Below are 14,410 nucleotides of genomic sequence, written 5' to 3'. Positions count from 1 at the left end.
AAGTACTACTCGGTCCCGGCCGAGTCCGCATCGGCCGCGTCGTCGCCGGGCTCGTCGGTGGTCTCGTCGACCGGCACCAGCGAGATCTTGCCGCGGTTGTCGATGTCGGCGATCTCAACGCGCAGCTTGTCTCCGACGTTCACCACGTCCTCGACCTTGGCCACCCGCTTGCCGTTGCCCAGCTTGGAGATGTGCACCAGGCCGTCGCGGCCGGGCAGCAGCGAGACGAACGCGCCGAAGGCGGTGGTCTTGACGACCGTGCCGAGGAAGCGCTCGCCGACCTTCGGCAGCTGCGGGTTGGCGATGGCATTGATCGCGTCGATCGCGGCCTGCGCCGACGGGCCATCGGTCGCGCCGACGAACACGGTGCCGTCGTCCTCGATGGAGATGTTGGCGCCGGTGTCCTCGGTGATCTGGTTGATCACCTTGCCCTTGGGCCCGATCACCTCGCCGATCTTGTCGACCGGGATCTTGATCGCGGTGACCCGCGGCGCGTACGGGCTCATCTCGTCCGGGGTAGCGATGGCCTCGGCCATCACATCCAGGATGGTGGTGCGCGCGTCGTGTGCCTGGCTCAGCGCGCCGGCCAGCACCTGCGAGGGGATGCCGTCCAGCTTGGTGTCCAGCTGCAGCGCGGTGACGAACTCGCGGGTGCCCGCGACCTTGAAGTCCATGTCGCCGAAGGCATCTTCGGCGCCGAGGATGTCGGTCAGGGCAACGTAGCGGACCTCGTCCTCGCCCTGGTCATTGGTGATGGTGTCGGACACCAGGCCCATGGCGATACCGGCCACCGGCGCCTTCAGCGGCACACCGGCGTTCAGCAGCGACAGGGTGGAGGCGCATACCGAGCCCATCGAGGTGGAGCCGTTGGAGCCCAGCGCCTCGGAGACCTGACGGATGGCGTACGGGAACTCCTCCTGGCTGGGCAGCACCGGGATCAGCGCCCGCTCGGCCAGCGCGCCGTGGCCGATCTCGCGGCGCTTGGGCGAACCGACGCGGCCGGTCTCACCGGTGGAGAACGGCGGGAAGTTGTAGTGGTGCATGTAGCGCTTGCTGGTCTCCGGGCCGAGCGAATCGACCTGCTGGGCCATCTTCACCATGTCCAGCGTGGTGACGCCGAGAATCTGGGTCTCACCGCGCTCGAACAGCGCCGAGCCGTGCGCCCGCGGCACGACGGCGACCTCGGCCGACAGCGCGCGGATGTCCGCGAGACCGCGGCCGTCGATGCGGAAGCCGTCGGACAGGATGCGCTGGCGCACCAGTTTCTTGGTGACCGAGCGGAACGCCGCGCCCAGCTCCTTCTCGCGCCCGGCGAAGTCGTCGCCGAGGCGATCGAGCACGGCGAGCTTGATCTCGTCGATCTTCTCCTCGCGCTCCTGCTTGCCCGCGATGCTCAGCGCCTCGCCCAGCTCGCGCTTGGCGGTGCCCTCGACGGCCTCGTACACGTCCTGGCCGTACGGCGGGAAGAGCGGGAACTCCTCGGTGGGCTTGGCGGCCAGTTCGGCCAGGTCCTGCTGGGCGCGGCAGAGGCGGGCGATGAACGGCTTGGCGGCCTCGAGCCCCTCGGCCACGACGGCCTCGGTCGGGGCCTGCGCGCCGCCGTCGAGCAGCGCGATGACGTTCTCGGTCGCCTCGGCCTCGACCATCATGATGGCGACGTCGCCGGATTCGACCACACGGCCCGCGACGACCATGTCGAACACGGCGTTCTCGAGCTGCTCGGTGGTCGGGAACGCCACCCACTGCCCTTCGATCAGCGCGACGCGCGCGCCGCCGACCGGGCCGGAGAACGGCAGGCCGGCAAGCTGGGTGGACGCGGACGCGGCGTTGATCGCCACCACGTCGTAGAGATCCTTCGGGTCCAGGCTCAGCACGGTGACCACGACCTGGATCTCGTTGCGCAGGCCGTCGACGAACGACGGACGCAGCGGACGGTCGATCAGGCGGCAGGTCAGGATCGCGTCGGTGGTGGGACGGCCCTCGCGACGGAAGAACGATCCGGGGATGCGGCCCGCGGCGTACATCCGCTCCTCGACGTCGACCGTCAGCGGGAAGAAGTCGAACTGGTCCTTGGGCTGCCTGCCCGCGGTCGTGGCCGACAGCAGCATGGTCTCGTCGTCCAGGTAGGCGACGACCGAACCGGCGGCCTGCCGGGCCAGGCGTCCGGTCTCGAACCGGATGGTGCGGGTGCCGTAGGCGCCGTTGTCGATCAGCGCGACGGATTCGAAAACGCCCGGCTCGACCTCGACGGCAGAGTTCTTGCGTTCAGTTGTTTCGGTCATTCTTCTCTCTCAACCTCTCGTCTTCGCCGGCTCGAGCGCCCGGTGGGCGCGATCCGGCTGTCGTCAGCCGTACCGGGTACGGGCGCGCGGCAGCCTCCGGCTGCGACACGCACACCCGGCCGAATCCCCTTGGAGACGGCGACGCGGAGGCGGTCATCGATCGAAGCCCGACGGCGCGAATCCGCGGCCGAAAGGCCACTACCGAAGACCGACGCCACGCGGGCGGGTGCATACGGCTGTGCAATGTTGTCGTGCGACGGGACAGATCCGCCCCTGATCCACAAATAGCCAACGAAAAGATTGTACGTCTCCCCGTTCGCCGAGCTATCGACCGCCTCGGCCTCGGCACGGATCGAGCTATCGCTCGCGCCCTCGAACCGCCGCGGGAACCAGGCCCCAGAGTATCCATCGAGCACCCGGTTTCAGACCTTCTCGGCCACCCGACTCACCGGCACGCAGCCAACAGATAGCGCGAACATCGAGTAGCGCGGTTATCTCCCACCGCGACGCGTCGGCCCGGCTCCGGCTTTCGAGCGTCGGCGAGACCGAGCATTCCCCGTTCGCTGCCCGACTCGCGTCCGAGCGTCCGCCGCGTTCGCGATGAAGTCGCCAGCGGTGGTCACTCGGACGCGAGCCAGCAAAAAAAATTACCGCCGCAGCCCGAGGCGCTCGATCAGCGCACGGTAGCGGTTGATGTCGTTGTCCTGCAGGTACTTCGACAGCCGCTTGCGACGACCGATCAGCGCCATCAGACCGTGGCGGGTGTGGTGGTCGTGCTTGTGCTTCTTCAGATGCTCGGTGATGTCGGCGATCCGCTTGGACAGCAGCGCGATCTGCGCCTCCGGCGAACCGGTGTCCTTCTCGTGCAGGCCGTACTCGGCGAGAATCGCCGACTTCTGCTCGGTGGTCAGTGCCATGGGGCATCCACTCCTGTTTCTCAGTTCCGCGCTCGAAGACCCGGTTACCCGGTGCGGGCGCCGCCGCGAACCGCAGCAAACCCGAGGATCCACCCTACCCGACCAGGACGTCCCCGCCGAAATCGCGGGCCGGTTCCCCGCAGGCGGGCCGATGCTCACTGATCGTCGACGGCGGTCAGGATCTTGCGCGTGGTCTCCACATCGCGGCCCATGGTCTCGATGAGCTCGTCCACCGAGTCGAACTTGCGCTGCCCGCGGACGTGCTCGACGAAATCGACCGCGACGTGCTGGCCGTAGAGGTCGGCCTCGCGATCGAGCACGTACGCCTCGACCGTGCGGGCACGGCCGGAGAAGGTCGGGTTGGTGCCCACCGAGATGGCGGCCATGGCCCGCTCGCCCGGTGTGACGGTGCCGATCGTGGGGCCGGGGCCGAGCACGGTGAACCACCCCGCGTACACGCCGTCGGCCGGGATCGCGGCGTGCATCGGCGGCGCGACGTTCGCGGTCGGGAAGCCGAGCTGCTTGCCGCGGCCGTCGCCGTGCACCACCACACCCTCGACCCGATGCGGGCGGCCCAGCGCCTCCGCCGCGGCAGCCATGTCGCCCGCGTCGACGCAGGCGCGGATGTAGGTCGAGGAGAAGGTCACCGCGTGTTCGCCGAGCAGTTTGACCGCGTCGACCTCGAAACCGAAGCGGTGACCGAGTTCGCGCATGGTCTCGACCGTCCCGGCGGCCTTCTTGCCGAAGGTGAAGTTGTCACCGACCACCACCTCGACCACGTGCAGACGCTCGACCAGCAGATCGTGGACGTAACGGGCGGGAGCCAGCTTCATGAATTCCTGGGTGAACGGCATGACGCAGAACACGTCGACGCCCAGTTCCTCGGCCAATTCGGCGCGGCGGGTCAGGGTGGTCAGCTGCGCCGGATGCGAGCCGGGGCGGACGACCTCCATCGGGTGCGGGTCGAAGGTCATCAATACCGCGGGCACGCCGCGTGCGGCGGCGGACTTCACGGCCCGGCTGATCAGCTGCGCGTGGCCGCGGTGCACACCGTCGAACACACCGATCGTGAGGACACAGCGCCCCCAATCCGCGGGCACATCGTCGAGACTTCGCCATCTCTGCACAGTGCGCAGCCTACGCATATCAGGTAGCGAACAGTATTCCGGCGTGCTGACGTCACACAACGGTTCCGATGCCGGAAACCGACGAGCTATCCCGGGGTACACGGGCCCCGGTACGTCTGCACCGTCCGCTCCGCGCGGAGCACGCAGATCGCGCGATCACAACGGATCCGCCCTCCAGGGGGTGCCCGCCCGCATCCGGGAGATAGCCGAGCGGTGACCGCGCCCGCTCGCACGGTGTGGATGTTGCGCCGCAACGTCGCGGTTCGCGACATCTCCGAGGGAAAACTTCGCCCACCCGAAACGCACCGGACGGATTCGCGAAAGAGCCGGTACATCCACTGTTTTCCGTGCTCGAGAAGCTCGTCTCGCCCCAGTAGCGGGAATGGTCTAGCGTCCGATTTCGTCGGCGACGGAAGTGCCCCCGGAGTAGCCATGAAAAGCGCAGTCAAGCAGGTTCGTGTGATCAACCCGTCCGATTCGGCAGAGACGATCGGGCGGCAGCGACAACGCCTCGTTCCCTGCGTCACCACCGAAACCTGTGGCGCGACCGGCATCTCGGCGGGCATGGTCAACATGGCTCCCGCCGGGGTATCGAAAGCGCATTACCACGCGCACAGCGAGATCGTCGTCGTCTGCCTACGCGGCAGCGCGGTCACGCTGATCGGTCCGGACCTGACGCCGCCTGCGCCGGGACCGGGCCGGGTCGTGAGATGGCGCTCGTCAGACGCAGCCGCGGCGCGGACGCGGTGGCCAGCGGGCCGATCGACGACATCTTCGCGGCGCTCGCAGGGCGCCCTGACGTCGTCTCCTTCGCCGTCGGGGCGCCGGATCCGGCACTGCTGCCCGGCGAACTCGTCTCGACGCTGTCCCAGGACGTCATCGCCAAGTACGGAAGCGCCGTCCTCCAGTACGGCATGACCCAGGGATTCGGCCCGCTCCTGGATGAAGCCCGAAACCTTTTGCGCAACCGTCATATTCGATGCGCACCCGACAGCTTGCATATCTCCACGGGTGGATCCGGCGCATTGCACAGCGTCTGTTCGGCGCTGCTCGACCCCCATGACGTGGTACTGGTGGAAGCCCCGACCTACGGGCCCGCGGTCAAAGAATTCCGGAGCCATGGCGCCACTGTTGTGGGGGTTCCGTCGGACGCTTCCGGAATCGTGCCGGAAGCGCTGGAGGAAGCACTGGCCCGATATGACGTCGCCTTCGTGTACCTCTTGCCGACTTTCCAGAATCCGACCGGGCGAACGATGCCGACTCCACGGCGCGAACAGATCGCCCGGATTGTCATCCGTCACGACACGCTGGTGGTCGAGGACGACGTCTATACCGACCTGCGCTACCGCGGCGTATCACCGCCTCCGCTCGCGTCCTTCGCACCGGAGAATTCGATCTACATCACCTCGCTGTCGAAAACGCTCGCCCCGGCACTCCGTGTCGGCATCACCGTCATGCCTCCGGATCTCTTGCACAGTGTGCTCGCCCTGAAACAGGGCATCGATATGCAGACGTCGGCCTACTGCCAGGCGATTGCCGCCGAGTTCCTGGGCAGCGCGGCGGGGGCGGCGCACCTCGCTCACATCGTCGAGGTCTACTCTGCCAAGCTGGCCACCCTGGCCGATGCCGTGGAGCGGCACTTTCCGCCCGGCTTCCAGTGGGTCGAGCCCGAGGGCGGGATGTTTCTGTGGGTCGAGGGCCCGCAGGGGTTCGACGCCGACGCGCTGCTGGGCACGGCGCTGCGGGAGGGCGTCGCCTTCCTCCCGGGAAGCGTCTTCTACGCCGACGACGCCGACCACCGCAACACGATGCGGCTGAGCTTCGCGAACGTGCCACGGGCCGATATCGACGGTGGCATCGCGAAGCTGGCCGCCCTCTGTGCGGACGCCATATGAGTGATCAGCATCCGATCCTCGGCACCTGGGAGGTGATCGCCGACGGGGCCCCGTTCGCCTACCACGTGATGCAGTTCCATCCCGGCGGGACAATGCTGCAATCGAATCCGGACCGGGGCAATCGCGCCACCAGCGACAGCAACGGCATGGGCACGTGGCGCTCCGAGGGAGACCGCGTCACCGGCGCGTTCCTGGAGTTCGTCGTCGATCGAGCCGACCCCGCCGTGGTCGGCAAGGGGATCGTCGCGTTCGAACTCGACGTGACCGGCGACCGGTTCTCCGGATCAGCCATAGCAACGTTTTATGACCTCATGGGTGCGCCGCTGCGGCCGCCCGCGACCGCGCTGCTGACCGGCCGGAGATTCGATGGCACGGCGTTCACCGGCCACGGGGATGCACGCGCTCGGGATGTCTGAATGTGTATATCGGCACCACCCCGCCTAAGCTCGGGTGTGTGCCCGGTAAACGAGATATCGCCACGCGACGCGAGCTGGCCGACACCTCTGCGCCAGGCGAAGCCGCAGGTGGTACCACGACTATCGCGCCGGTGCTCTCCTCGGTTGCCCAGGACTATCTGAAGGTGATCTGGACGGCGCAGGAGTGGTCGCCGGAGAAGGTATCCACCAAGTTGCTCGCGGAGCGAATCGGCGTGTCCGCCTCGACCGTCTCCGAAGCGGTGCGCAAGCTGGCCGACCAAGGGCTGGTCGAGCATGCCCGCTACGGTGCGATCGCCCTGACCCCCGAAGGGCGCCGCGCCGCCGTCGCGATGGTGCGCAGGCACCGGTTGATCGAGACGTTCCTGGTCAACGAGCTCGGTTACGGCTGGGACGAGGTGCACGACGAGGCCGAGGTGCTCGAGCACGCGGTCTCCGAACTGCTGATGGCGCGCATCGACGCCAAACTCGGCTATCCCGACCGCGATCCGCACGGCGATCCGATCCCCTCGGTGGACGGCGCGGTGCCCACCCCGCCCGCGCGCCGGCTCAGTGACTTCGCCGCGGGCGAATCCGGCCGCGTCGCCCGGATCTCCGACTCGGACCCGGACATGCTGCGCTACTTCGACTCCGTCGGCATCGCCCTGGACACCACCATCGCGGTCGTCGAACGCCGCGACTTCGCCGGTACCATCGCCATCCGCATCGGCGCGACGGAGTCACCGACCGACTTGGGCCGCCCCGCCGCCGAGGCGATCTGGCTCACCAGCTGACCGTTCGGGTGGGTCCGCGGCCAGCCGGTCGTCAAGTGTGGCCCGCATCCGGCTCAGGAAGTCCTCGAACTGCCGCAGCACTTCCGGCGAATGCTCGGCGAGGACGGCGTCTTGGCGCGCGTTGAGCGGCCCGAAGTACTCGTCCCCGATCTGTTTGACGGATTCGCTGCTGCGCAGGGTGACCACCCTCCGGTCGGCGTGCTCCCGAGTCCGGGTCACATAGCCCGCGCGCTCGAGGCGGTTCAGCAACGCGGTCATGGCGCCCGAGGTCAGCCGGATACGTTTGCCGAGCAGCGCGGGTGACAGCGGCGTGCCCATCGCCTCCGCCGACGAGATCTCCAGCAGCGCAAAGGCGTCGGTAGTGTGCACCCCGAGTTCGACGGCGAAGCGGCGGCCCAGCTCGGTGAAGCTCGCACCGTAGGCACGCAGCCCCACGACGAGCCGCTCCCGCTGTTCGGCGATGCCGTCGCGCCCCTGCTTCGCCATTCGGTGCCTCCTCCTCGTCCGCTTGGTCCCGGATTGACAACCTACCCCGCCGAAAATTACCTTCATCATGAAGTTACTTCACCATGGAGGTAAATTGGACACCACGGATCGCCCGTCCGCACGCGTCTGGCTGGGCCTGATCGCCGTCTCACTCGGCGTCGCCTTGATCGTCGTGGACATCACGATCGTCAACGTGATCCTCGCGCCGATCATCGAGGACCTGTCGATAACCTCGATCGAAGCCCAATGGATCCAGGAGTCGTATGCAATCGTTTTCGCCGCGCTGCTCTTGCTCAGCGGCCGCCTCGCCGACCTGCACGGCGCCCGCAGGATCTTTCTGATCGGCCTGTCGGTATTCGGACTTACCAGCCTGCTGGCGATGATCGCGCCGAACGGCACGCTGCTCATCGCGGCCCGGTTCGCCCAAGGCATCGGCGGGGCGATGATCCTGCCGACCTCGCTGGCACTGGTGAACACCGCCTTCACAGGCAAGACGCGCGGACAGGCCTTCGCGATCTGGGGGTCGACGATCGGCGCCGCCGCGGCGGTGGGGCCGTTGCTGGGCGGGTGGCTCGCGGACTTCTCTTGGCGCTGGGCGTTCGGAATCAACATCCCGCTTGTCGCGGTGGTCGCACTCGGCGTTCTGCGGTCTCTGCCCGCCGCGCCGCGTATTCCGGGCCGCGTCGACCGGGTCGGTGCCGCCCTGTCCGTGGCCGGGCTCGGCCTGCTGGCATTCGCGCTGATCGAAGGCAGGTCGCACGGCTGGGTGCGGACTGTCGAACCGCTCACTATCGGTGAATTCACCTGGCCCAGCGGCCCCTCGCCAGTACTGATCGCCCTCCTGGCCTCGGCACTCGCGATGGCAGCTTTCTGGCGCAGGCAGGTGGCGCTGCGGCGCAGCGGCGGGGAGCCCCTGATGGACGTCGACCTGTTCGGCATCTCCTCGTTCCGCACCGGCAACGTGGTCACGCTCATCGTCGGACTCGGCGAGTTCGGCATCATCGCGGTGCTGCCGCTGTGGCTGCAATTCACGCTGGGCTACAGCGCCTTCCAGGCCGGGCTCGCACTCGTGGCTCTCGCGGTCGGCAGCTTCTGCGCCAGCGGAGCCAGCTTCTCGCTGCGCGTCTGCGCGCTCGCGCAGGTACGGATCGGGCTGCTGCTCGAGCTGGGCGGACTTGTGCTGCTCGGCCTGATCGCGGCGACCGACACCCGCTGGTGGGCGATCGCGGCCGCCTTGTTCGTCTACGGGATCGGCGTGGGGTTCGCCACCGCGCAGGTGACCAATGTGGTGCTGGCCGACGTTCCGATCGAACGCGCGGGTCAGGGGTCGGGCATTCAGAGCACGGCGCGTGAGTTGGGTTCCGCGCTCGGTATCGCGGTGCTCACGACGCTGTTCTTCAGCGTGCTCGGCACCGGCCTGCGCGATCGGCTCGCGGGATCACCGGACGCGGGTCAGCTCAGCGAAAGCGTGACCGCCAGTGCGGGTTCGCAGATTCCGGCGCTCGCGACCGACCCGTCGACCGCCCCGGCCGCCGACGCCGCGCGCGACGCGATGAGCAGCGGCCTGGAGATCTCCAGCTACGCGTGTGCCGCACTCCTGTTCTCGGCGCTGGCAGCGACCGCGTTCATCTCCGCCGACACCGCCTCGCCCGCTCCTGCCTCCACGACCCCTGCCAGCTGATGTGCCCGCCGCTGTCGAGCGGTACCCGGCTGTACGCGTTCTCGCGTTCTGCTACGGCCGGGTATCGCTCGACCGGTATTTCGCGGTGGTGCTGGGTGCCGCAGACCGGTCAGGTGCGGGCGGTGGTGGTGGGTCGGCGGATCAGCTCGGCGGCGCGGGTGGCGATGGCGCTGCCGAGGTCGGTGGTGGCGGCGGTGCCGCCGAGGTCGGGGGTCAGGACCAGGCCCTCGGCGAGCACGTCGCCGACCGCTCGGTCGATCGCGGCAGCCGCGGCGGACTCGCCGAGATGATCGAGCAGCATGGCGCCCGCCAGGATCTGCGCGACCGGATTCGCGATCCCCTGACCGGCGATGTCGGGAGCGCTGCCGTGCACGGCCTCGAACATCGACGGGGCACTGCGCTCCGGATTGATGTTGCCCGACGGCGCCAGACCCAGCCCGCCGGTGACCGCGGCGGCCAAGTCGGAGAGGATGTCGCCGAACAAATTCGAACCGACGATGACGTCGAGCCGGTCCGGGCGCAGCACGATTTCGGCGGCCAGCGCGTCGACGTGCATCTGGCGCGTGGTCACCTGCGGGTACTCGGCGGCGACTCGATCGAAGACACTGTCCCAGTACGGCATCGAGTGGATCAGCCCGTTCGATTTGGTCGCCGAGCAGAGGCGCCCGCGACGTTCCGCGGCTCGGTCGAAGGCGTAGCGAATGATCCGTTCGCAGCCGACGCGGGTGAACACCGATTCCTGCAGCACGAACTCGTCGGGACGGCCTGGATTGTGTATGCCGCCGATCTCGGAGTACTCGCCCTCCGAATTCTCCCGCACGATAAGGATGTCCAGGTCGGCGGCCGTCCGGTCGCGCAGCGCCGATCGGGTGCCGGGCAGCAACCGCACCGGCCGCAGATTGACGTACTGACCGAAGGCGCGGCGTAGCGGGATCAGCAGGCCCCACAGCGAAACATGATCGGGCACACCGGGGAAGCCGACCGCGCCGAGCAGGATCGCGTCGAATCGGGCGAGCCGGTCCGGACCGTCGACGGGCATCATCGCGCCTGTGCGCAGGTATTGCTCGCAGGACCAGTCGAATTCGGTCCACTCGATACCCGGCAGCACCGCGTCGAGCACTCGCACTGCCTCCGCGGTCACGTCGACGCCGATGCCATCGCCTGGGATGGTGGCGATCCGATATCCGCTCACCCGTGGTTCCTCTCCGCTCGCGCTCCCGCACCGGCATCTCCAGCCGGGCTGTGGTCATGGCTGCGACTATCCGTTGTCGTCGGCTGGGAAACGCGCGGCTCGGCACACCGGCTCACAACTTCACTCCGATGTACTTGGTCTCCAGGAATTCATCGATTCCGGTCAGCCCGCCCTCGCGTCCGAGCCCGGACTCTTTGACGCCGCCGAACGGCGCGGCCGGATTCGACACCACACCCTGGTTGAGTCCCACCATGCCGGTCTCCAGCGCCTCGCATACCCGCAGCCCGCGCCGCAGGTTCTCGGTGAACACGTAGCTCACCAGCCCGTACGGTGTGTCGTTTGCCCGGCCGACCGCTTCGTCCTCGGTGTCGAAGACGCCGATCGCGGCGACCGGGCCGAAGATCTCGGTGTGGCACATGTCGGCGTCGTCGGGGACGTCGACCAGCACTGTCGCCGGGTAGAAGGTGCCGGGACCATCCAGTGCGGTCCCGCCGATGAGCACCGTGGCTCCGCGTGCGCGGGCGTCATCGACCAGGCGCTGCACCTTGGCGACGGCGTCGGCATCGATCAACGGGCCGACCACCACGTTCGGCTCGGTCCCGCGACCCATCGGCAGCGCCGCCATCCGATCGGCGAGCCTGCGTGCGAAGACGTCGGCGACGCCGCGCTGGACCAGAATGCGGTTGGCGGCGGTGCATGCCTGGCCGATATTGCGCATCTTCGCCGCGAGCGCGCCCTCGACCGCCTCGTCCAGATCGGCGTCGTCGAATACCAGTAGCGGGGCGTTGCCGCCGAGTTCCATCGAGGTACGCATCACCGTCTGCGCGCAGTGGGCGAGCAATTGTTTGCCGACCGCCGTCGAACCCGTGAAGGACAGCTTGCGCGAACGCTGGTCGCGGATCAGTGGCGTCATCACCGCGGCGGGGTCGGCGGTGGTGATCACGTTGACCACCCCGGCGGGCAGCCCGGCCGCGGCCATGGTCTCGGCCAGCGCCAGCATCGAAAGCGGCGTCTGCTCAGCGGGTTTCACCACGCAGGTGCAGCCTGCGGCGAGGGCGGGAGCGATCTTGCGCGCACCCATCGCCATCGGGAAGTTCCACGGCGTGATGAGCAGGCTGGGGCCGACCGGCTGCCTGGTCACCAGGAAGCGGGAGCCGCCGGTCGGCGCGGGCAGGTACCCGCCGTCCAAGCGCACGGCCTCCTCGGCGAACCAGCGGAAGAACTCCGCGGCATAGGCGATCTCGCCGCGCGCCTCGGCCAGCGGTTTGCCCATCTCCAGCGTCGCGATCAGCCCGAGCCGCTCGGTCTCGGCCAGCAACGCGCGGTGGACGCGCATGAGCAGGTCGCTGCGCTCTCGCGGTGGGGTGCGCGCCCAGTTCGGTTGCGCCGTGCACGCCGAGTCCAAGGCCGCGAGGCCGTCGGCGGGGTCCGCGTCGGCGACCGAGCAGAGCAGTTCGCCGGTCGCGGGATCGACGACAGGGAGCGATCGGGCGGTCGCACGCCACTCGCCGTCGATGAACAGGCCGCGCGGCACCGTGTCGATCGCGGCTCGTTCGGCTGTGCTCAGGGGGCTTTCGGTGAGCATCGTCGGTGGCTCCTCTCGACCGCGCAGCGTTCGGCCATTGCTGCGACCCGTGCGGCCATGTTATGCATATTGTCGACAATCCGACAATAGACAATCACGCACTCACCCACCCGCTCCGGGAGGCGAATCACCATGACCGAGCTATCGCCCGTCCTGAAACAGGCCACTCCGGTGACCGTCGACCACGGGTCGGGGTGCTATCTCTACGGCACCGACGGACGCCGATACCTGGACTTCACCGCCGGTATCGGCGTGACCAGTACCGGCCACTGCCACCCGCACGTGGTCGCGGCGGCGCAGGCGCAGGTCGCCTCGCTGATCCACGGCCAGTACACGACCGTCCTGCACCGGCCGCTGCTGGACCTCATCGACCGCCTCGGCGCGGTGCTGCCGGAGGGATTGGACGCGCTGTTCTTCGCCAATTCCGGTAGCGAGGCGGTCGAGGCGGCGCTGCGGCTGGTGCGCCAGGCGACCGGACGGCCGAACGTCATCGTCTTCCACGGCGGTTTCCACGGCCGTACCGTCGCGGCCGCCACGATGACGACCTCCGGCACTCGGTTCTCCGCCGGATTCAGCCCGCTCATGTCGGGCGTGCACGTCGCGCCCTTCCCCACCGCGTTCCGCTACGGCTGGAGCGAGCAGGAGGCCACCACGTTCGCGCTGCGCGAACTCGACTACCTGTTCACCACGCTCACCTCCCCCGCCGAGACCGCCGCGTTCCTCGTGGAGCCCGTGCTCGGCGAGGGCGGCTACATCCCCGGCAACACCGAGTTCTTCCGCGGACTGCGCGAACGCGCGGACCGGCATGGCATTCTGCTGGTCTTCGACGAGATCCAGACCGGCTTCGGGCGTACCGGGAAGTTCTTCGGTCATCAGCACTTCGGCGTGCGGCCGGACGTGATCACCATCGCGAAGGGGCTGGCCAGCGGGTTCCCGCTGTCGGGTATCGCGGCGCCGCGCGAGCTGATGGCGCGGGCATGGCCCGGCTCGCAGGGCGGCACCTACGGCGGCAACGCGGTGGCCTGCGCCGCGGCGATCGCCACGCTGGAGGTCATCGAATCCGAAGGGCTGGTGCAGAACGCGGCCGCTCGGGGCGCGCAACTGCTGCACGGCCTGCGCGACAGCGCCACCAAGGCGATCGGCGACGTGCGCGGTCTCGGACTGATGGCGGGCGCCGAGTTCACCACGGCCACCGGCGAACCCGATCCGGTCACCGCCGCGGCCGCGCAGCGCGCCGCGGGTTCCAAGGGACTGCTGCTGCTGACCTGCGGCGCGCAGATGAACGTGGTGCGGATGATTCCGCCGCTGATCGTGACCGATACTCAGATCGAGGACGCGCTCGTCATCTGGTCGGAGGTCCTCGCCGAGCTGTAGCCCGGCGACCACCGCCGCCGACGGCGCGCCTGTACGGCGACCCGGCAGGTGTCCTCGCCCCGCTATGCCTGCACGGCAACTCCGCCATTGTCCCCGAGTCCACCCGTGCCCGCCCGGCGGGTTCATATCAGGAAGCAGGACCGCATGGCCCGCTACATCACCATCACCCTCACCAAGGCCGCGGTAACCTGCCGCGCCCGTCTGCTCGACGAGCAGGCGCCGCGCACCTGTGCGGCGGTGTGGAACGCGCTGCCGCAGGAAGGCGACGCGTTCCACGCCAAGTACGCCCGCAACGAGGTGTACACCCTGCTCCCGCGGATCGGCGCGGCCCCGCACCGGGAGAACCCGACCGTCACGCCGATCCCCGGCGACGTGTGCCTGTTCGATTTCGAACCGTGGGAGATCGGCAATCCGGCCTACGGCTACGAACCCGGCTCCGCGGCCGAGCACGAGCGCGGCGCCACCGACCTCGCGCTGTTCTACGGCCGCAACAATTTGCTGATCAACGGCGACCTCGGCTGGGTGCCCGGCAACGTCTTCGCCACGATCGAGGAGGGCCTGGCCGAGATGGCCGCGGCGTGCAACACCCTGTGGCTGCATGGAGTCCAAGGCGAAACACTCGCATTCGCCCGCGCCTGACACGACGAACCAGTGGCCCCGCGGC

At 68.6% G+C, this 14,410-nt stretch carries 12 protein-coding genes; 6 read left to right on the top strand and 6 right to left on the bottom strand.

Features of this window, described 5'->3' with window-relative positions; genetic code table 11:
• Positions 1 to 5 precede the first annotated feature (5 nt).
• The 3 genes from AB0M45_RS11120 to AB0M45_RS11110 form a co-directional block, all read right to left on the bottom strand.
• Positions 6 to 2,282, bottom strand: coding sequence for a polyribonucleotide nucleotidyltransferase (locus AB0M45_RS11120; RefSeq protein ID WP_364325862.1), 2,277 nt, complete (start codon positions 2,280 to 2,282; stop codon positions 6 to 8).
• A gap of 647 nt (positions 2,283 to 2,929) precedes the next feature.
• A complete protein-coding gene (gene rpsO / locus AB0M45_RS11115; protein ID WP_159839097.1) occupies positions 2,930 to 3,199 on the bottom strand; it encodes a 30S ribosomal protein S15 in 270 nt (89 codons plus the stop codon).
• A gap of 155 nt (positions 3,200 to 3,354) precedes the next feature.
• Positions 3,355 to 4,326 carry a bifunctional riboflavin kinase/FAD synthetase gene (locus tag AB0M45_RS11110; protein WP_364325859.1) on the bottom strand — a complete coding sequence of 324 codons (972 nt, stop codon included), beginning with the start codon at positions 4,324 to 4,326 and terminating at the stop codon, positions 3,355 to 3,357.
• Positions 4,327 to 5,036: 710 nt separating this feature from the next.
• On the opposite strand from AB0M45_RS11110, the gene AB0M45_RS11105 reads away from it, so the two are divergent.
• The 3 genes from AB0M45_RS11105 (at position 5,037) to AB0M45_RS11095 (ending at position 7,428) form a co-directional block, all read left to right on the top strand.
• A complete protein-coding gene (locus AB0M45_RS11105; RefSeq protein WP_364325856.1) occupies positions 5,037 to 6,221 on the top strand; it encodes a PLP-dependent aminotransferase family protein in 1,185 nt (394 codons plus the stop codon).
• Entirely contained in the window at positions 6,218 to 6,637 is a 420-nt protein-coding gene (locus tag AB0M45_RS11100; RefSeq protein WP_364325853.1) for a hypothetical protein, read from the top strand. The genes AB0M45_RS11105 and AB0M45_RS11100 overlap by 4 nt, the downstream gene beginning before the upstream one ends.
• Positions 6,638 to 6,759: 122 nt before the next feature.
• Positions 6,760 to 7,428 carry a metal-dependent transcriptional regulator gene (locus AB0M45_RS11095; RefSeq protein WP_364326220.1) on the top strand — a complete coding sequence of 223 codons (669 nt, stop codon included), beginning with the start codon at positions 6,760 to 6,762 and terminating at the stop codon, positions 7,426 to 7,428.
• On the opposite strand, the gene AB0M45_RS11090 is transcribed toward AB0M45_RS11095, so the two are convergent.
• Positions 7,375 to 7,914, bottom strand: coding sequence for a MarR family transcriptional regulator (locus AB0M45_RS11090; protein ID WP_364325850.1), 540 nt, complete (start codon positions 7,912 to 7,914; stop codon positions 7,375 to 7,377). The two genes, AB0M45_RS11095 and AB0M45_RS11090, sit on opposite strands and share 54 nt — an antisense overlap.
• 94 nt (positions 7,915 to 8,008) lie before the next feature.
• Between AB0M45_RS11090 and AB0M45_RS11085 the strand changes: the two genes are divergently transcribed.
• Entirely contained in the window at positions 8,009 to 9,595 is a 1,587-nt protein-coding gene (locus tag AB0M45_RS11085) for a DHA2 family efflux MFS transporter permease subunit (RefSeq protein ID WP_364325847.1), read from the top strand.
• A gap of 109 nt (positions 9,596 to 9,704) precedes the next feature.
• Here the strand turns inward: AB0M45_RS11085 and AB0M45_RS11080 are convergent, their stop codons facing one another.
• Together AB0M45_RS11080 and AB0M45_RS11075 are read right to left on the bottom strand one after the other, a co-directional pair.
• A complete protein-coding gene (locus AB0M45_RS11080; protein ID WP_364325844.1) occupies positions 9,705 to 10,787 on the bottom strand; it encodes a tartrate dehydrogenase in 1,083 nt (360 codons plus the stop codon).
• Between the two features lie 112 nt (positions 10,788 to 10,899).
• Positions 10,900 to 12,372 carry an NAD-dependent succinate-semialdehyde dehydrogenase gene (locus tag AB0M45_RS11075; protein ID WP_364325841.1) on the bottom strand — a complete coding sequence of 491 codons (1,473 nt, stop codon included), beginning with the start codon at positions 12,370 to 12,372 and terminating at the stop codon, positions 10,900 to 10,902.
• 132 nt (positions 12,373 to 12,504) lie between these two features.
• Here AB0M45_RS11075 and AB0M45_RS11070 point away from each other — a divergent pair, with 132 nt between their 5' ends.
• A complete protein-coding gene (locus AB0M45_RS11070) occupies positions 12,505 to 13,746 on the top strand; it encodes an aminotransferase class III-fold pyridoxal phosphate-dependent enzyme (RefSeq protein ID WP_364325838.1) in 1,242 nt (413 codons plus the stop codon).
• Positions 13,747 to 13,890: 144 nt separating this feature from the next.
• Positions 13,891 to 14,385 (top strand): DUF3830 family protein, encoded by a 495-nt coding sequence (locus AB0M45_RS11065; protein WP_364325835.1) that lies wholly within the window; start codon positions 13,891 to 13,893, stop codon positions 14,383 to 14,385.
• The last annotated feature ends 25 nt before the right edge of the window (positions 14,386 to 14,410 follow it).

This window comes from Nocardia sp. NPDC051787 (genome assembly GCF_040681325.1).
Classification (GTDB): Bacteria; Actinomycetota; Actinomycetes; order Mycobacteriales; family Mycobacteriaceae; genus Nocardia.
The sequence above is the reverse complement of the archived record's forward strand: the minus strand, read 5'-3'. Positions and strand labels throughout refer to the sequence as shown.

Bases quoted from the DNA above. Each gene is read 5' to 3' on its own strand.
- AB0M45_RS11120 (WP_364325862.1), bottom strand. From the start codon at position 2,282: ATGACCGAAACAACTGAACGCAAGAACTCTGCCGTCGAGGTCGAGCCG.
- rpsO (WP_159839097.1), bottom strand. From the start codon at position 3,199: ATGGCACTGACCACCGAGCAGAAGTCGGCGATTCTCGCCGAGTACGGC.
- AB0M45_RS11105 (WP_364325856.1), top strand. From the start codon at position 5,037: ATGGCGCTCGTCAGACGCAGCCGCGGCGCGGACGCGGTGGCCAGCGGG.
- AB0M45_RS11100 (WP_364325853.1), top strand. From the start codon at position 6,218: ATGAGTGATCAGCATCCGATCCTCGGCACCTGGGAGGTGATCGCCGAC.
- AB0M45_RS11090 (WP_364325850.1), bottom strand. From the start codon at position 7,914: ATGGCGAAGCAGGGGCGCGACGGCATCGCCGAACAGCGGGAGCGGCTC.
- AB0M45_RS11075 (WP_364325841.1), bottom strand. From the start codon at position 12,372: ATGCTCACCGAAAGCCCCCTGAGCACAGCCGAACGAGCCGCGATCGAC.
- AB0M45_RS11070 (WP_364325838.1), top strand. From the start codon at position 12,505: ATGACCGAGCTATCGCCCGTCCTGAAACAGGCCACTCCGGTGACCGTC.
- AB0M45_RS11065 (WP_364325835.1), top strand. From the start codon at position 13,891: ATGGCCCGCTACATCACCATCACCCTCACCAAGGCCGCGGTAACCTGC.